Source organism: Micromonospora foliorum (genome assembly GCF_022229015.1).
GTDB lineage: Bacteria > Actinomycetota > Actinomycetes > Mycobacteriales > Micromonosporaceae > Micromonospora > Micromonospora foliorum.
In genome coordinates, this window is the sequence record NZ_JAKKFF010000582.1 from 1 (window position 1) to 17,160 (window position 17,160).

General features: G+C 71.7%; 17 protein-coding genes and 1 pseudogene. 10 read left to right on the forward strand and 8 right to left on the reverse strand.

What is annotated here, in order from left to right:
* A pseudogene (locus tag PSH25_RS32865) lies at positions 1–267 on the forward strand (hypothetical protein); the annotation flags it as partial.
* A complete protein-coding gene (locus PSH25_RS32870) occupies positions 264–1,610 on the forward strand; it encodes an ABC1 kinase family protein (protein WP_238662759.1) in 1,347 nt (448 codons plus the stop codon). The pseudogene PSH25_RS32865 and the gene PSH25_RS32870, both read left to right, overlap by 4 nt.
* Before the next feature lie 342 nt (positions 1,611–1,952).
* Here PSH25_RS32870 and PSH25_RS32875 read toward each other — a convergent pair whose 3' ends face one another.
* From PSH25_RS32875 to PSH25_RS32885, 3 genes are all read right to left on the reverse strand, one after another.
* A complete protein-coding gene (locus PSH25_RS32875) occupies positions 1,953–2,318 on the reverse strand; it encodes a WhiB family transcriptional regulator (RefSeq protein ID WP_030490434.1) in 366 nt (121 codons plus the stop codon).
* Between the two features lie 130 nt (positions 2,319–2,448).
* Positions 2,449–2,664: a hypothetical protein gene (locus tag PSH25_RS32880; protein ID WP_210786474.1), complete on the reverse strand. Its 216-nt coding sequence runs from the start codon at positions 2,662–2,664 to the stop codon at positions 2,449–2,451.
* A 154-nt stretch (positions 2,665–2,818) separates the two neighbouring features.
* The gene (locus tag PSH25_RS32885) at positions 2,819–4,984 is read right to left on the reverse strand and encodes an ATP-dependent DNA helicase UvrD2 (RefSeq protein WP_238662761.1); all 2,166 of its coding nucleotides are present in this window, start codon (positions 4,982–4,984) and stop codon (positions 2,819–2,821) included.
* 92 nt (positions 4,985–5,076) lie between these two features.
* Here PSH25_RS32885 and PSH25_RS32890 point away from each other — a divergent pair, with 92 nt between their 5' ends.
* The gene (locus PSH25_RS32890; RefSeq protein ID WP_112681335.1) at positions 5,077–5,319 is read left to right on the forward strand and encodes a mycoredoxin; all 243 of its coding nucleotides are present in this window, start codon (positions 5,077–5,079) and stop codon (positions 5,317–5,319) included.
* A gap of 9 nt (positions 5,320–5,328) precedes the next feature.
* Here the strand turns inward: PSH25_RS32890 and PSH25_RS32895 are convergent, their stop codons facing one another.
* Positions 5,329–6,681, reverse strand: coding sequence for an MFS transporter (locus PSH25_RS32895; protein ID WP_238662762.1), 1,353 nt, complete (start codon positions 6,679–6,681; stop codon positions 5,329–5,331).
* Positions 6,682–6,895: 214 nt separating this feature from the next.
* On the opposite strand from PSH25_RS32895, the gene PSH25_RS32900 reads away from it, so the two are divergent.
* From PSH25_RS32900 to PSH25_RS32910, 3 genes are all read left to right on the forward strand, one after another.
* Positions 6,896–7,876, forward strand: coding sequence for a helix-turn-helix domain-containing protein (locus PSH25_RS32900; RefSeq protein WP_238662763.1), 981 nt, complete (start codon positions 6,896–6,898; stop codon positions 7,874–7,876).
* Between the two features lie 74 nt (positions 7,877–7,950).
* Positions 7,951–8,190: a DUF397 domain-containing protein gene (locus PSH25_RS32905; RefSeq protein ID WP_238662764.1), complete on the forward strand. Its 240-nt coding sequence runs from the start codon at positions 7,951–7,953 to the stop codon at positions 8,188–8,190.
* Between the two features lie 260 nt (positions 8,191–8,450).
* On the forward strand, positions 8,451–8,726 hold the full coding sequence (locus PSH25_RS32910; RefSeq protein ID WP_238662765.1) for a hypothetical protein: 276 nt from the start codon (positions 8,451–8,453) through the stop codon (positions 8,724–8,726).
* Positions 8,727–8,853: 127 nt separating this feature from the next.
* Here the strand turns inward: PSH25_RS32910 and nudC are convergent, their stop codons facing one another.
* The 4 genes from nudC to PSH25_RS32930 form a co-directional block, all read right to left on the reverse strand.
* On the reverse strand, positions 8,854–9,813 hold the full coding sequence (gene nudC / locus PSH25_RS32915; protein ID WP_238662766.1) for an NAD(+) diphosphatase: 960 nt from the start codon (positions 9,811–9,813) through the stop codon (positions 8,854–8,856).
* A 67-nt stretch (positions 9,814–9,880) separates the two neighbouring features.
* On the reverse strand, positions 9,881–11,230 hold the full coding sequence (locus PSH25_RS32920) for a M16 family metallopeptidase (protein WP_238662767.1): 1,350 nt from the start codon (positions 11,228–11,230) through the stop codon (positions 9,881–9,883).
* A complete protein-coding gene (locus PSH25_RS32925) occupies positions 11,227–12,537 on the reverse strand; it encodes a M16 family metallopeptidase (protein ID WP_238662768.1) in 1,311 nt (436 codons plus the stop codon). Before PSH25_RS32925 ends, PSH25_RS32920 begins: the two co-directional genes overlap by 4 nt.
* A gap of 10 nt (positions 12,538–12,547) precedes the next feature.
* The gene (locus PSH25_RS32930) at positions 12,548–13,663 is read right to left on the reverse strand and encodes an LLM class flavin-dependent oxidoreductase (protein ID WP_238662769.1); all 1,116 of its coding nucleotides are present in this window, start codon (positions 13,661–13,663) and stop codon (positions 12,548–12,550) included.
* A gap of 173 nt (positions 13,664–13,836) precedes the next feature.
* Between PSH25_RS32930 and PSH25_RS32935 the strand changes: the two genes are divergently transcribed.
* From PSH25_RS32935 to PSH25_RS32950, 4 genes are read left to right on the forward strand one after another with little or no spacing between them, the layout of a single operon-like run.
* Positions 13,837–14,895 carry an ABC transporter substrate-binding protein gene (locus PSH25_RS32935; protein ID WP_238662770.1) on the forward strand — a complete coding sequence of 353 codons (1,059 nt, stop codon included), beginning with the start codon at positions 13,837–13,839 and terminating at the stop codon, positions 14,893–14,895.
* Entirely contained in the window at positions 14,892–15,671 is a 780-nt protein-coding gene (locus PSH25_RS32940; RefSeq protein ID WP_238662771.1) for an ABC transporter ATP-binding protein, read from the forward strand. The genes PSH25_RS32935 and PSH25_RS32940 overlap by 4 nt, the downstream gene beginning before the upstream one ends.
* Positions 15,661–16,545: an ABC transporter permease gene (locus tag PSH25_RS32945; protein ID WP_238662772.1), complete on the forward strand. Its 885-nt coding sequence runs from the start codon at positions 15,661–15,663 to the stop codon at positions 16,543–16,545. The genes PSH25_RS32940 and PSH25_RS32945 overlap by 11 nt, the downstream gene beginning before the upstream one ends.
* 1 nt (position 16,546) lies before the next feature.
* A complete protein-coding gene (locus tag PSH25_RS32950; protein ID WP_238662773.1) occupies positions 16,547–17,005 on the forward strand; it encodes an RrF2 family transcriptional regulator in 459 nt (152 codons plus the stop codon).
* Positions 17,006–17,160: the final 155 nt, after the last annotated feature.

The following is a 17,160-nucleotide window of genomic DNA, read 5'->3' on the forward strand; positions in this document are numbered from 1 at the left end:
CTCGCCGCCGCCGACCCGGTGGCCGCCGGAACGACCGGTACGCTGCTCGTCGCCTGCGGGTTCGCGCTGGCCGAGGCCCTGACGCAGCTGGACGGGGGTCAGCCGGAGACGCTGGGCGGCGCCATGGAGATCACCGGCGCCGGCCGTTTCCGTCGTCGGGGTTGGCCGCCACACCCGGCGTGTGAGTGCTCGCGAGGCCGAGTGTCCGCACCAGCCCGGCCGCAGAGCAGCAGCGGGGCCCTCCGGTCGGTAACAATGACCGGGTGACCGACATCCCGCGCCGCGCCGTGTCCCGCACCGCCAAGCTCGCCGCCCTGCCGCTCGGCTTCGCCGGCCGGACCGTTCTCGGGATGGGTAAGCGCGTCACCGGGCTGGCCTCCGACGTGATCTCCGCGGAGATTCAGCAGCGCACCGCTGAGCAACTGTTCAGCGTGTTGGGCCAGCTCAAGGGCGGGGCGATGAAGTTCGGCCAGGCGCTGTCGGTCTTCGAGGCGGCGTTGCCGGAGGAGATCGCCGCGCCCTACCGGCAGGCGCTGACGAAGCTGCAGGAGGCGGCGCCACCGCTGCCGGTCGCCAGCGTGCACAAGGTGCTGGCCGAGCAGCTCGGCCCCGACTGGCGGGACCTGTTCGTCGAGTTCAACGACGTCCCGGCCGCCGCCGCGAGCATCGGCCAGGTGCACCGGGCGCGCTGGCGCGAGCCGGGCTTCGACGAGTCGGGCGCTCCGCACAGCCGCGACGTGGCGGTCAAGATCCAGTATCCGGGCGCCGGTGACGCCCTGCTCGCCGACCTCAAGCAGCTCTCCCGACTGGGCGGGATGTTCCGGGCCATCCAGCCGGGCCTGGACGTCAAGCCGCTCCTGGCCGAGCTGCGCGAACGGATCACCGAGGAGTTGGACTACGAGTTGGAGGCCGAGTCGCAGCGCACCTTCGCGGCCGCGTACGCCGACGACCCGGAGATCTACATCCCGGAGGTGGTCAACGCCTCGCCCCGGGTGCTGGTCACCGAATGGGTGACGGGCACCCCGCTGGCCGACATCATCCGCGAGGGCACCGAGGAAGACCGGGACGAGGCGGGCCGGTTGATGGCCACCCTGCACCTCTCCGCGCCGCAGCGGGCTGGGCTGCTGCACGCCGACCCGCACCCGGGAAACTTCCGGCTGCTGCCCGACGGCCGGCTCGGGGTGATCGACTTCGGTGCGGTGGCCCGGATGCCGGAGGGCACCCCGGAGCCAATCGGCCGTATCGCCGCGATGGCCTTGCGCGGCGACGCCGACGAGGTCGTGGCGGGGCTGCGGTCGGAGGGGTTCATCGGCTCGGCCGAGGAGATCGACGCCGAGGGGGTGCTCGACTTCATCCGCCCCATGCTGGAGCCCATCGCGGCGGACGGCTTCCGGTTCACCCGGGCCTGGCTACGGGCCGAGGCGGGTCGACTGGCCAGCCCCCGCTCACCCACGTACCAGCTGAGCAAGCGGCTCAACCTGCCACCGTCGTACCTGCTGATCCACCGGGTGACGCTCGGGTCGATCGGGGTGCTCTGCCAGTTGGAGGCGAAGGCCCCCTACCGCAGCATCCTGGAGCGCTGGCTGCCCGGCTTCGCCCCGGTCGCCTGACCGCGTCGAGGCCCACGCGCCTGACCCACGTCGAGGCCCACGCGCCTGACGACGTGAGGAAGGGCGGGTGCCGGTCGGCACCCGCCCTTCTGCGTGGGGTGGTACTAGAGAACGCCCAGGTCGCGAGCCGCCTGGTTGCGGCCGGTCATGGCGACGGTACGGGCGGATCGGGCTGCCTCAGTGCTCGTGGTGGTACGACCGGCCTGAGGCCGGCGCATTCGAGCCCGGGTCAACGCTTCGTGGAGTAGTTGCATCTCGAAGGCTCCACTCGGAACGTTCAACATCGTTTTCTCACTCACTGCCGGTGTGCCACCGGCGTAGTTGGTACGGGTCGGGAACATGTCAGGCTGCCAGCCGGACCGCGCCGCGCACCTCGGACAGCCCACTGGCCGCCAGGCGCGCCTCGGCCTCGACCCGAAGCTCGGCGTCACGGGCGACGTCCTCCTTACGCGGACGGCCACGGGGCCGCTTGCGCGGGACAACCGCGCCACGCTCGAAGATCTCGCCGCCCCAGACGCCCCACGGCTCCGCTCGCTCAACGGCTCCGGCCAGGCACTCGACGCGCAGCGGGCAGTCCCCGCAGAGCGACTTGGCCAGCTCGAGCTCGGTGGGCGAGTCGGAGAACCACAGGTCGGGGTCGAACTTCCGGCAGGGCAGGTTCGCCTCCATCTCGACGCTCATGTCGAGGGGGGCCAACGCCAGACTCATCTCCCGGTCACCTCTCTCTCACTTCGATCTCGTGGATCGCATTCCGACGTACTTACGGCGGGCAAAAAACTGAGGCCGCGGATCCCGGTAAGCGGGTTCCGCGGCCTCGAGGTGAGCCGGAGTCTGAGGGTCAGACCGGTTTACCTCGAGGTGGAACGCCGCGGACATCCATGCGCTTCTTGGCGACCTGGATGCCATTGCCCGTGAAGCCACTGGTCCCCTCGACTCCAGCGGGCGCGACAGTCAGGATCAGCTCGGCCTGAACCTGGTGCACCTGTGGAACCGACGGTCGTGCAGCCGTGAGGGCCACCCGGACAGCCGACAGCGGAGCGCAGACAGACGGCATCGCCGTCAGACGCTCATAGGTGAAGATCTTCACGGGAACCACCTCCCTCACGTTCCTCGAATCGACTGGACCGACCCCGTGAGCAGCCGGAATGGCGCCGCTCGCGTGGTGTGTCCTGAGGCTATTCCTCGCGCCGGGGCGAGGGCAAACGAATTTACGACGAGATTTCGAAAGTTTTCTCCGGGCAGACATCGTCCACCCCGGCACCGGCCACGAGGGCCAGCACCGACTCCCCGTAGAGGCCCAGCTTGCGCGGGCCGATACCGGCGATGGCGATCAACTCCTCCGACCGGCCCGGCCGCCGCTCGGCCAACGCGACAAGCGTCGCGTCGGTGAAGACCACGTACGCCGGGACCTTCTGCGCACCGGCCACCCGCTGCCGCCACTCGCGCAGCCGTTCGTGCAGCTCATCGTCTATGTCGGACGGGCAGGTGGGGCAGCGGCCGAGCTTGCGGTCCGGGCCGGCGAGCAGGGTGGCGCCGCAGATCCGGCAGGAGACGATCTGGGTTCGCCGCCGCTCGGGACGGCGGGCCGGACCGGTGCCGCCGGTCGCCCGTTCGGTGCCGCCGGAGCGGTCCAGTTGGGGCAGGAACCGCGACGGCCGCCGGGCCCGTCCGCCCGGCGAGCGCGCGGCGGCGTACGACAGCCAGAGCCACTCCCGGGCGCGGGTGATCCCGACGTAGAGCAGCCGGCGCTCCTCCTCGACCTGTTCGACGGTCTTGGCGTACGTGGTGGGCAGGGTGCCCTCGGCGAGGCCGACCAGGAAGACCGCGTCCCACTCCAACCCCTTGGCCGAGTGCAGGGACGCCAGCGTCACGCCGTCCACCGTCGGCACGTGCTGCTGGGCGGCCCGCCGCGCCAACTCCTCGGTGAAGTCGGTGAGGGTGACCGGGCGCTCCACCGAGGCGGCCTCGCCGATCGGCACGACCTCGGGGGTGGCCGCGTACTCCTCGGCGAGCTGGACCAGCGCGGACAGCGCCTCCCACCGCTCGCGGGCCGCGCCGCCGGCCGGGGGCGCGTCCGGGGCCCAGCCGACGGCGGTGAGCGCCTCGACGACGGCGGCCGGCAGCGGTGTCTCCCCCGGGATCGAGCGGGTGGCGGCACGCAGCGCGACCATCGCCTGGCGCACCTCGGTCCGTTCGAAGAACCGCTCCGCGCCCTGCACGACGTACGGCACGCCGGCCTCGGTGAGCGCCTTCTCGTACGCCTCGGACTGCGCGTTGACGCGGAACAGCACGGCGATCTCCTTCGCCGGCGTGCCCGCGTCGATCAGCGACCGGCAGCGCGCGGCCACCGCGTTCGCCTCCGCCGGCTCGTCGGTGAAGATCCGCAGATCCGGCTCGGGGCCGGGCGGACGCTGCCCACTCAACTCCAGCCGAAGGCGCGCCTCGGTGCCCCGGGCCTGGGAAATCACCGCGTTGGCCAGCCCGACCACCTGCGGGGTGGAGCGGTAGTCACGGACCAGCCGGACCACTGTGGCATTGCGGTGCCGGCGGGGGAAGTCGACCAGGTACGCGGAGGTCGCCCCGGTGAACGAGTAGATCGTCTGGCTGGCGTCGCCGACCACGGTCAGGTCGTTGCGGCCTGCCAGCCAGGCTTCCAGCAGCCGCTGCTGGAGGGGGTTGACGTCCTGGTACTCGTCGACCACGAAGTGCCGGTACTGGGTGCGGATCTGCTCGCCGACGTCCGGGTGCTCCTCGATGCCCCACACCGCGGCCCGCAGCATGTCCTCGAAGTCGATCACACCGTTCGAGCGCTTGAGCTGCTCGTACGCGGTGAACACGTCGGCCACCTTGGCCGCCTCGTGCGGTGTGTCGCGCAGCGCCCGGGCCGCGGCCACCACGTAGTCCGTCGGCTCGACAAGCGACGACTTCGCCCACTCGATCTCGCCGGCCAGGTCGCGGGCGGCGGCCCGGTCGGTACGCAGGCCGACCCGGGCGGCGGCGAGGGTGACCAGTCGCACCTTGCTGTCCAGCAGTTCGGGCATGGCACGGCCGGCCAGCAACCGGGGCGCGAAGTACCGCACCTGACGCAGCGCCGCCGCGTGGAATGTCCGCGCCTGGACACCTTGCGCACCGAGCAGAGTGAGACGGTGTCGCATCTCGGCGGCGGCGCGGGCGGTGAAGGTGACCGCGAGCACGTGCCGGGGGGAGATCTCCCCGGAGAGCGCCCGGTGGGCGATCCGGGACGTGATCGCCCGGGTCTTGCCGGTGCCGGCGCCGGCCAGGATGCAGACCGGGCCGGCGGGTGCGGTCACGGCGGAGCGTTGCTCCGGGTCCAGCCCGGCGAGCACCTGTTCCGACGCTGAGTGAACCACCACAACCAGGAATCATCTCAGCTCCTCCCAGCGTTGTAGCGAACAGCCTCGGCTTGATCCGCAAGCCGCGGCCGGAGGAGTTGGAGGATCCGACCATGCTGACGATGTATTCCACCCCCTGGTGCGGCTACTGCCACCGGCTGAAGTCGCAGCTCGACCGGGAGGGCATCGGTTACGAGGTGGTCGACATCGAGCAGGATCCGAAGGCCGCGGATTTCGTGATGAGCGTCAACGGCGGCAATCAGACGGTGCCGACGCTGCGCTTCGCCGACGGCAGCGCCCTGACGAATCCCTCGATCACCCAGGTCAAGCAACACCTGGAGACGCTCAACGCCTGATCTGCCGGTTCATTCTCGACGAGCGGCCGCCCCACCCGGGGCGGCCGCTCGCCGTGTTCGGGAACGGGTCAGGTGGCGACGGTCGGCGGGTGCCGGAGGGCCGGGTCGGTCGGCGTCCTCGGCCGGTCGGCGGGGCGCCGGGAGCGTCGGGCGGGTGGGTGGCGTCGGCGGGCGGGCCGAGGTCGGCGCGCTCAGGTGCCGGCCCCGCCACAGGTAGCTGCCGGCGGCCAGGGTGGCCACGCCGACCAGCACGAACAGCAGCCGGTAGTCCAGGAACCCGACCAGCAGGGCACCCGCCCCGATGGAGAACGCCTGCGGCCCGCTGACCACCGCCTGGGTGGCGGCGGCGACCCGGCCGACCAGCGCAGGCGGGGTGCGGCGCTGGATCAGCGTGTGCAACCCGACCATGGTCAGCGGGAGCGAGACCCCGGCCAGCAGCACCGCCGCGAACCCGAGCCGCAGATCGGGGTACGCGAGCGCGAGCGCGGCCGGCGAGAAGAAGGCGACCCCGGCGGCCAGCGTGCCGACCTCCCCGAGCCGACGGACCAGCGTCGGTGAGCAGAGTCCGCCGAGCAACCCACCCACGCCCTGCACGGTGACGAGCACGCCCACGAACGCGGCATCCCGGTTCAGCCCCTGGTCGACGTAGGCGAAGATGAGCGACTCGCTGAAGCCCATCACCAGTGACCCGAGCCCGTAGCCGAGCAGGGCCCGCCGCAGGGCCGGCTCGCCGGCCAGGTGCCGCAGGCCGGCGCCCAGCTCGGCCGGCCACCGCAGCCGTACGGCCGGCGGCACCTGTTGCGGGGTGGGCAGCGCGGTCACCACCGCCGCCGCGGTCAGAAATCCGACCATGCCGATTCCGGCCAGCGCCCACCCGCCGAGCGCCGCGTAGAGCGCCGCGCCCACCAGCGGGCCGACCAGCCGTATCCCCTGACGTACGGTCTGGAGCACGCCGTTCGCCTCGGCCAGCAGCTCGACCGGCACCATCTCGCGGATGAGCCCGCTGAGCGCCGCGCCGAGCGTGATGGACGAGAGTCCGTACAGGGCGGCCACCAGATAGACGATCCAGACGTCGCCCGCGTCGCGGACGGTGAACAACGGGGCGAGCAGGGCCGCCGTCACCACGTTCGCGGCCAGGAAGAACGGCCGGCGCGGGTAGCGGTCGACCACCCAGCCGACCAGCGGTGCCAGCGTCATCGGGGCGATGACCGCGAAGATGGTGGCGCCGGCCAACCCGTTCGAGCCAGTCAGATCCTTGACCCAGATGGCGAGTGCGAGCAGCAGGATCGACTCGGCCGTCATGCTGGCCAGCAGGCCGCCGAAGAGCAGGCGGAAGTCGGGTCGGCGCAGGATCGTGCGCATGGGTCCCTCCGGCGGTATGGCGTGCCCAGATGGGCGAGGTCGACGGGCCGCGACCGCGGGTCCGTCGTCAGCCGGCATTCCCGTGGTCCGATTTTCGCAAGACACGCCCTCGCCGGAACCTCCGACACCGGTCGCGCCGTCCATACTGACCGTGGGGGGCGAATTTCATACAGTTACCGTCGCGTCTGCGGCGGTCGACGGGAAAGAGGACACTGTGCCTCCTGCCGCACCCAGCCCGATCCTGCGTCGTCGCCGGTTGGGCATCGAGCTGCGCCGCCTGCGTGAGGCCGCGGGCCTCACCGGCGATCAGGTCATCGAGCGTATCGGTTGGGCCTCCGCGTCCAAACTGTCCCGCTTGGAGAACGGCCGCAGCCGACCGGACCCGCAGGACGTCGGCGCTCTGCTCGACCTCTACGGCGCCGACCAGGCGCTGCACGACGAACTGCTGGGCATCACCAACGAGGCCGGCGACATGCGCGGCTGGTTGAAGAACTTCCCGGTGATGACGCAGCAACAGCGCAGCTGGGCCGAGTTGGAAGCGGGCTGCGCGGAGATCTCCGAGTACAACCCGGTGCTGGTGCCGGGCCTGTTGCAGACCCCCGGGTACGCCCAGCTCCGGATCGTGTCGGCCCGGCAGGTGAGCGCGGGCGCGGGCGAGCCGGAGCCCGGCGACGAGCCGGAGACCGAGGTGCAGGCGCGGCTGGCCCGCCAGTCGCTGCTCACCCGGGAGCCGCACGCTCCCCGCTACACGGCTGTGCTGGAGGAGGCGGCTCTCGGCCGCCGGGCCGGGCCGCCGGAGGTGCTGCACGAACAACTGCTCCAACTCTGCGAGCTGGCGCTGCTGCCCAACGTGACCCTGCACGTGCTGCTCAGGGACACCCAGATCGGCAATTGGTACCTCCCGCCGACCGCCTTCTCGGTCTATCGGTTCGCCGATCCCCTCGATCCGGAGACATTGGCCATCGAAGGTGGCTTCACCGACGTCATGTCGACCGAGTCAATCACGCTAAATCGCTATAAAGTGGTGTTCGAGTGGCTATGCACGGCGGCACTTAACGCTTCGGACACCCTCTCCTGGCTGATCGAGGCGACGGGACGGCTGACCGAGGCGACGACCCCATCCACTGTGGCGTTCGGGCCGGCAACGGCGCCGACCCAACGCCGCCGGGACTCGGGGCGGCTGACGGACCGGTGATCCACGGGGGACCCTCCGTCGGGACGTGCGGCACCACTCGTCCCATTGGATCGCTGCACATCAGGAGCAGAACCATGAACGACATCCGCAACACGCCGTCCGTCTCCGCCCAGTCGTTGGCGGACGCCCCGTGGCGTACCAGCACACGCAGCCAGACCTCCAACTGCGTGGAGGTCGCCCCGCTCGCCACCGGCCCGTCGGCCGTCGCTTTGCGCGACAGCAAGGACCGGGGCGGCCCGGTGCTGCTGTTCAACCGCGCGGGGTGGCTCGGCTTCATCACCGGAGCGAAGAAGGGCCAGTTCGATCTGAACTAATTCGGTGACCTGGTACGGGGCCGTCGGCGCACTGCCGGCGGCCCCGTCGCGTCGCACCCGCCAGCACCGTCGCCCTGCGCCCCGCCGATTCCCTCGTTCTACATCCGCCGACCCCGCTGAGCAGCCATCCGCCGATCGGACGAGGCTCGAAACCGATAGGCGCGTTTCAGTTGCTGGGACGAACACGCGGCGTAACATGACCCTCGAGTACGTGGAACTTCCACACTGGCTCATCCGTCGCGGTTCATCCGGAGACCCTCATGCGGTTCCTGATCGTTCGCACCGACATCCGCGCCGTCGCTGACGGGGACATCGCCGCCGCCTGGGCGGACGGCCACCGACTTCGCGACGAGACGACCGCGCCCGAGCCGCGCCGGCAGATCGTGCACGCGGAGGACCGGGACGCCGCACTGCTGTTGGCCCGCGCCCTGGCCACCGTCGGCGCGGTCCGCGCCGGCAAGCAACGGGTCAAGGTCCTGCCGCTGATCGAGCAGCGGCCCGCCTTCCGACACAGACCCGGCCGCACCGGCATCTAAATCCACAGGTCGTCCGTCGTGGTCGGACCGGCTCCCCCGCCGCGTTTCTCGCACCCACCGACCACGACGGCCCGTGTTCCCGGCCCGTGACCGCCGCGGCAACGGCGGCCACGGGCCGGGACCGTGCTCAGCGGTCGGCGTTCACCCAGCCGTCCAGCCAGCGATGTATGAGGAACAGTGCGATCGACGACGGTGGCGGCAGGATCAGTTGGGCCCCGTCGCCCACGTCCACCGTCTGCCCGGCCAACGCCGCCCCGATCTCCCGACGGGAGAACCACCGGGCGTACGCGATCTCGGACGGGTCGACCCGCACCGGCTCGGTCGGGTTCGCGGTGGCCAGGAAGCCCAACATCAGCGAGCCGGGGAACGGCCAGGCCTGGCTGCCCACGTACCCGATGCGCTCGACCCCGACGCCCACCTCCTCGCGGACCTCGCGCAGCACGGCCGCCTCCGCCGACTCGCCCGGCTCCACGTAGCCGGCCAGGCAGGAGTAGCGCCGACCACCCGGGGTGCCCTGCCAGCTGACGTTGTTGCCGAGCAGGCAGCGGCCGTCCGGGCCGTCCACGCCATCGTGGACGAGCACGATCATCGCCGGGTCGGTACGCGGCCAGATCCGCCCGCCGTTGCGGTCCACCCGGGACCACCCGGCCTCGTCCATCGCGGTCGGCGCCCCGGTGCTCGCCGAGTAACCGTGTCGGGTGTGCCAGTTGACCAGCGCCAGCGCCGTGGTGAAGATGCCGGCCTCCCGGTCGACGAGCAGGTGACCCACCTCCCGGAGGTGGACCGCCCGGGTCCCCGGGATCACCGGCAGCGGCGCGTCGACCGCGAAAACCGGCACCCCGTCCGGCTCGACACCCAGGAACATCGCCGTCGACTCCGACCCGGCGGGCACGTCGCCCGCCCCGAACAGCACCAACGTCGGAGGCGACGTCTCGGTGCGGGCCAGCGTCCGACCCTCGTCGGTCGAATCGAGCATCAGCACCCGGGCGCGCAACCACGCCTCGGTCAACCACTGCGAGTCACCCCGCCGGTGCGCCGCACGGTCCAGCGTGGACCGCGCCAACGGCGGCGCCGCCTCCCCGCTCACACCAGCGCTCCGCTACGCTCCGCGCCGCCGTGAGACGGCCCGCTGCTGAACCCCATGGCTCGCTCGCTCACGCTCGTGGCTCGGTGTGAACCGTGGTCAGCGCGGCCAGCCCCGGGGTGATCCGCTCCGCGTCGCCGAGCACCACGATCGCCGCCCGAGCCGGCGCCAGATACCGGGCCGCCGCCTGCGCGACGTCGTCGATGCTCGCCTTCGCCAACCGTGCCGCGTACTCGGCGAGGAAGTCCAGGCGCAGACCGTTGCCCGCGTACGCGCTGGTCAAGGCCGCCAACCCGGCCTGGGTGGACATGCCGAGCTGGAGGGTGCCCAGGGCGTACTGCCGGGCCTGCTCCAACTCCTCGGGCTTCGGCGGCAGCGACGCCAACCGACCCAGCTCGTACGTCGTCTCCAGCAGCGCCGGACCGGTGACCTCGGTCGCCACGTCGGCGGCGGCCACCAGCACCGACCCGGCGACCGAGTGCTCGATCACCGAGTGCGGGCCGTACGTGTAGCCCTTGTCCTCGCGGATGTTCTCCACCCAGCGGGAGGAGAAGTAGCCGCCGAAGATCAGATTGGCCAGTTGCAGCGGGGCGTGGTCCGGGTCGGTGCGGGAAACCGCCGGCAGCGCGATCCGCAACGAGGACTGCACCGAGCCCGGCCGGTCGACAAGCAGCAGCGGCCCCGGCTCCAGCGGCGGGGTCGCCGGCAGTTCGGCCGTACGCCCGGCACCCGACCATCCGCCGAGCGCCCGCTCGGCCGCGTCCAGTGCCTTCTCCGGCTGCACGTCACCGACCAGCACCAACTGCGCGCCGGTCGGATGGACCCGCTCCGCGTGCAGGGTGCGCAGCCCCGCCGGTCGGACCGCACGGATCTGGCCGGGCTCCGGCGTCTGCGTCGCGTACGGGTGCCGGCCGTAGATCCGCTTGAGCAGCGCCTCCCGGGCCAGGTGCGCCGGTTGGCTCTGCGCCACCTGGATCCGGTCGACCAGCCGGTCCCGTTCGGTGGCCACCTCGTCGCCGGGGTAACTGGCGCCGGTCAGCACCTCGGCCAGCAGCTCCAGCATCCGGTCCAGACCGGTGACCAGGCCGGCGCCGGAGAGCATCAGCCGGTCCGGGTCGACGCCCGCGGAGAGCCCGCCGCCCACCTTCTGCAACTCGGCGGCGATCTGCACGCTGGTCATCGACTCGGTGCCGGAGAGCATGGTCTGCGAGAGCATCGCGCCGCGGGCCAGGTGGACCCGGCCGAACGGCACCCAGAGCCGCAGTTCGACAAGGGGTACGGCGGGCCGGCGTACGGCGATCACGGTGAGACCGTTGCGCAGCGTGCGCTCGGCCTGCTTGGGCACCTTGAGCTTGCGGGTCGGCCCGAGCGGCGGCAGCGTACGCGGCCCGGCCGGAGCGGTGGCGGTGGTCGCGCTCAACGGGCACCTCCGGCAATGACCTCGATGGCGGCCCGACGCTCCGGGCGCAGGGTGGCCGCGGCGGCCCGGACCTGCTCCTCGGTGACCTCGCCGACCAGCCGGGGCAACTCGTTGAGCAGGCCCGGTTCGCCGCGTTGCTGCTCCAGCACGGCCATCCGCAGCGCCCGACCGAGCACCGCGTCGGTGTCCCGCAGCAGGTGGGTCGCCATCCGGGCCTGGGTGCGGGCCAGCTCACCGTCGGTCAGCCCGTCAGTGGCCAGCCGGTCCAGTTCCTCGTCGATGGTGCGCAGCACCTTGTCCACGTCGCCACCGGGCGGCAGGTGCGCCTGCAGCAGCAGCGCGGTGGGGTCGCGGACGTCGAACGGGTCGCCCATGAAACCGAGGTATCCGCCGAGGCTGGTCACGGTGCGGTCCCGCTGCACCAGCCGCTCGACAAGCCGCGACGCGTCGCCGTCGGTGAGCACCTCGGCCAGCACCACGTACGGCAGGTAACCGGCGAAGTCGGTGACCGGGTCGGGCACGCGCCAGGCGCCGGCCACCGCCGGCAGCGGCGCCAGGGCATCGGTGTACGAGGTGCGCCGCTCGGCGCTCAGGTCGGGCTCGGTGAAGTCGGGTCGTTGCGGTGCCGGCCGGGCCGGCACGTCGCCGAAGTGCCGGGTGACCAGCTCGGTCGCCTCGGCCACGTCGATGTCGCCGCTGACGGCCAGCACGGCGTTGCCGCTGGCGTAGTAGCGGCGGAAGAAGTCGGCGGCGTCGGCGACGGTCGCCGACTCCAGGTCGTCGAAGGAGCCGTAGCCGTCGTGGGCGTTCGGGAAGGTGTCGAACATGACCGGTGGCAGGGTCAGCCAGGGGAAGCCGCCGTACGGCCGGTTGAGGACGTTGACCCGGATCTCCTCCTTGACCACGTCGACCTGGTTGCGCAGGTTCTCCTCGGTCAGCCGGGGACCACGCATCCGGTCCGCCTCCAGGAACAGCGCGCGTTCCAGCGCGTTGCTCGGCAGCGTCTCGAAGTAGTCGGTGTAGTCCAGGTGGGTGGAGCCGTTGAAGGTGCCACCCGCGCCCTGCACATGCCGGAAGTGGGCCAGCTTCTCCAGGTTCTCCGAGCCCTGGAACATCAGGTGCTCGAAGAGGTGGGCGAAGCCGGTACGCCCCTCCGGCTCCGAACGGATGCCGACGTCGTAGACCACCGCCACCCCGATCACCGGGGCACTGCGATCGGGGGTGAGCACCACCCGCAGGCCGTTGTCGAGGGTGAACCGCTCGACCGGATACTTCGTCGCTGGAATTCTGGATCTCCGCGCCGCCACGGAGTCGACCCTAGCGCGTCGACACCTCCGCCACCCGCGACCTTCCCGGAGCCGCCGCGACCGGGGCGGTCACCAGGGGCAGCACCTCGGCGCCGACCCGCTCGGCCTCCTCGCGGTGCGGCCAGCCGGAGAGGATGAACTCGTCGACGCCGAGCGCGGCGTACTCGTCGATTCGTGCCGCGACCTCGGCGTAGCTGCCGACCAGCGCGGTGCCGGCGCCCTCGCGGACCAGGCCGACGCCGGCCCAGAGGTTCGGTGCGACGGTGAGCCCGTCGGTGCGGCCGGCGTTCAGCGCGGCCATCCGGGCCTGACCCACCGAGTCCATCCGGCGGAACCGGGCCTGGGCGGCGGCGATCCGCTCCGGGCTCATCCCGGCCAGCAGCCGGTCGGCCTCCGCCCACGCCTCGGCGCCTGTCGACCGGGCGATGACGTGCAGCCGGAGGCCCGTGCGCAGGGTGCGGCCCTGCTCGGCGGCGAGCGCCCGGACCCGGGCGACCCGGGCCGCGATCGACGCCGGTGGTTCACCCCACATCAGGTACACGTCGGCCTGCCGGGCGGCCACCGTCTCGGCGGCCGGCGACGCGCCGCCGAAGTAGACCGGCGGCGGCGCGGCGAGCGGGGTGGCCAGGCCCCCGCCGTCGACCCGGTAGTGCTTCCCGGCGTAGTCGAACGGCCCGCCGGCCCAGGCGCGGCGAAGCACCTCGACGAACTCGCCGGTGCGCGCGTAGCGGTCGTCGTGCCCGAGGAAGTCGCCGTACGCCCGCTGCTCGGCGGGGTCGCCCCCGGTCACGATGTTGAGCGACAGCCGGCCACCCGAGATGGCCTGGAACGCCTCGGCCTGCTGGGCGATCAGGGTGGGCAGCGCGAAACCGGCCCGGACCGCGACCAGCATGCCGAGCCGCTCGGTGTGCTGGGCGACCGCCGCGCAGACGATCCACGGGTCGGGGCAGCCGGCGCCCACCGGTGTGAGGACGGCGGTGAACCCGTTCGCCTCGGCGGCCCGGCCAACCTCGGCCAGGTAGGCCACCGTCGCGGCGCGGTCGTGCCTCGCGGCCCCCGCGGTGACGGTGGCGGCACCGACCTGGTCGCTGTCGCCGGAGGTGGGCAGGAACCAGTGGAAGGTCATCGCGAAGTCGCCTCTCTGCCGGTGACCGAATGCCGATTACCCTAGCAAGCTGGTAGGAAATACCGACATAACTGAGACGCCCCATCCCGCCATGTGGATGGGCCTTGACGCTGACCGCAGCCTGGCCCACTCTTCCTACCAACTAAGTAGGAATACTGCGGATTGGACGGACGATGAGACGGCTCCCCCTGCGCCGGTTGGTCACCCTGGCCACCCTCGCCGTGGTCGGCGCGGCGACCCTGGGCAGCACCGCCGCGTGCGGCGACGACAGCGAGGGCGGCAGCTCCGGCCCGGTGACGCTGCGCCTCGGCTACTTCCCCAACATCACCCACGCGCCGGCCGTCGTCGGCGTGGAGAAGGGCATCTTCGCCGAGAAGCTCGGCACCAACGTCAAGCTGGACCCGAAGACCTTCAACGCCGGCCCGGCCGCCATCGAGGCGGTCTTCTCCGGCGCGCTGGACGCCACGTACATCGGTCCAAACCCGACCGTGAACGCCTTCTCCAAATCCAAGGGCGAGGCCGTCCGGGTCATCTCCGGCGCGGCCTCCGGCGGCGTGGCGCTGGTGGTCAAGCCCGGCATCACCGGTGTGCAGGACCTGAAGGGCAAGAAGATCGCCACCCCGCAGCTGGGCAACACCCAGGACGTGGCGATCCGTTACTGGCTCAAGCAGCATGGCCTCACCACCACCAAGGAGGGCGGCGGCGACGTCAAGATCGTGCCCCAGGAGAACGCCCAGACGGTCGAGACGTTCAACAGCGGCGCGATCGACGGCGCCTGGGTGCCCGAGCCGTTCGTCTCCCGCCTGGTCAACGCCGGCGGCAAGGTGCTTGTCGACGAGCGCGACCTGTGGCCGGACAAGAAGTTCGTCATCACCAACCTGCTGGTGAGCACCAAGTTCCTCAAGGCGCACCCGGACGTGGTGCAGAAGCTTGTCGACGGCCAGGTGGCCGCCAACGAGTTCGTCAACACCAAGCCGGAGGAGGCGCAGCAGGCCATCTCCGACGCGATCGGCAAGATCACCGGCAAGCCGCTGGACCTGAAGCTGATCAAGCAGGCGTGGCCGACGTTGGAGTTCACCAACGACCCGATCTCGTCCTCGCTCAAGGCCGGGCTCGACCACGCCGTCGACGTGGACCTGACCGAGCCGGTGGACCTCAAGGGCCTGTACGACCTGAAGTACCTCAACAACGCGCTCAAGGCGCAGGGCAAGCCCGAGGTCGTCCAGCCATGACGTCGACCACGACGACGCCGCAGAGCGCGACCACCGCGGTCGCGCTCTCCGGCGTGACCAAGGTGTACGGGCGCGGGGCGAACGCTGTCCTGGCCCTGGACGGTGTGTCGCTGAACGTCGCGCCCGGCGAGTTCGTCTGTCTGGTCGGCGCGTCCGGCTGCGGCAAGAGCACCCTGCTCAACCTCGTGGCCGGGCTGGACCGGGTCAGCGGTGGGCAGATCACCCTGGCCGGCGACGCCAACCCGGGCCTGATGTTCCAGGAGCCGGCGCTCTTCCCCTGGCTGACCGTCGACGCCAACGTGGAGGTGCCCCTCAAACTGCGCCGGCTCCCCCGAGCCCAGCGCCGCGAGCGGGTGGCCGAGCTGCTGCGCACCGTGCACCTGGCCGACTTCGGCCGCAAGCGCCCGCACGAGCTCTCCGGCGGAATGCGGCAGCGCGTCGCGCTGGCCCGCACGCTGGCCCTGGACACTCCGGTGCTGCTGATGGACGAGCCGTTCGGCGCGCTGGACGCGATGACCCGGGACATCCTGCACGACGAGCTGGAGCGAATCTGGTCCGAGCGCAAACTCTCGGTCCTCTTCGTGACACACAACGTCCGCGAGGCGGCCCGGCTGGCCGACCGGATCATCCTGCTCTCCAGCCGACCCGGCCGGATCATCTACTCCACCGAGGTGGACATCCCGCGCCCTCGTCGCATCGACTCCCCCGAGGTCGCCGCCATCGCCGCCGAGGTCACCGAGCGGCTCCGTACGGAGGTGGGCCGCCATGGCCAGTGACACCCTCACCAGCTCGGCGCGTACCGACGCGGAGATCTCCGGGCTCGACGCGCTGGAGATCGCCGGCCGGGACAAGGAGGTCTCCCGGGGCGCCCGAATCTGGGCGGCCACCTGGCCCAAGCTCGCCGCCCTGGCCATCGCCATCGCCGCCTGGCAGTTCGTGGTCTGGACGGGTTGGAAGCCGCCGTACTCGTTGCCCGGGCCGCTGGAGGTCGGCCGCGAGCTGATGACCCAGGCCCAGGGCCCGCAGCTCTGGGAAGGCATAGCCACCACGTTGCGCCGGGCCGCCGTCGGTTACGTCTTCTCGGTCGCCGTCGGCCTGCTGCTCGGCCTTGCGGTGGCCCGATCCACGGTGCTACGCGCCGCCATCGGCTCGATGATCACCGCGTTGCAGACCATGCCGTCGATCGCCTGGTTTCCGCTGGCCATCCTGCTCTTCGAGCTGAGCGAGAAGGCCATCTTCTTCGTGGTGGTGCTCGGCGCGGCACCGTCCATCGCCAACGGCGTGATCTCCGGGGTGGACTACGTGCCGCCGTTGCTGCTGCGCGCCGGCCGCAACCTGGGCGCCCGAGGTCTCAACCTCTACCGGTACGTCATCGCGCCGGCCGCCCTGCCAGCGATCGTCGCCGGCCTCAAGCAGGGCTGGGCGTTCTCCTGGCGCAGTCTGATGGCCGGTGAGCTGCTCGTGGTCGGCATCTCGCAGACCTCACTCGGCGCCCAGCTCACCTACTCGCGCGAGTTGTCCGACTCGCCCTGGCTGCTCTCCACGATGATCGTCATCCTGGTCGTCGGCCTGGTCGTGGACGCCGCGTTCGGTGCGGCGGACAAGGCGATCCGGCGTCGCTGGGGCGTACTGGACCAGGCTGGTCAGTGACGTGTTCGTCTCCGCGCGCAGCGACTACGCGCTCCGGGCGATGCTCGCCGTCGCCGCCGCCGGTGGTGGCGGCGACGGCGACAGGGCCGGCGAGTTGGTGAAGGCGGCCAGCCTGGCCGAGGTGCAGGACATCCCGCTCAGCTTCCTGCAGGGCATCCTGCTCGACCTGCGCCGGGCCGGCCTGCTGCACAGCCATCGCGGCGCCGACGGCGGGTACGCGCTGACCCGCCCAGCCGACGAGATCACCGTCGGCGACGTGCTGCGCGCGGTCGGCGGCTCGCTCACGACAGTGCGCGGTCTGCCGGCCGAGCGGGCCGGCTATCACGGAGTGGCCGCCGGGCTCACTGACGTCTGGCTGGCGGTGCACGGGGCGATCGCCACGGTGGTCGACAGCACCACCCTGGCCAACCTGCTCACCCAAGCCCCGAGTCCGGTCAGCACCGACGCGCCGCTCTCATGATCGCGCTCGATCATTGATGTAGTGGCCTCGCCCGCGCGACGAGGGGCCTACTTCCTGGATCGAGCACGATCTTGAGCGGCGGCGGCGTCGCGCTCGGGCGGTGGCGTCGCGCTGCGGGCGGCGGCGTCGCGTCGCGCTCGGGCGGTGGCGTCGCG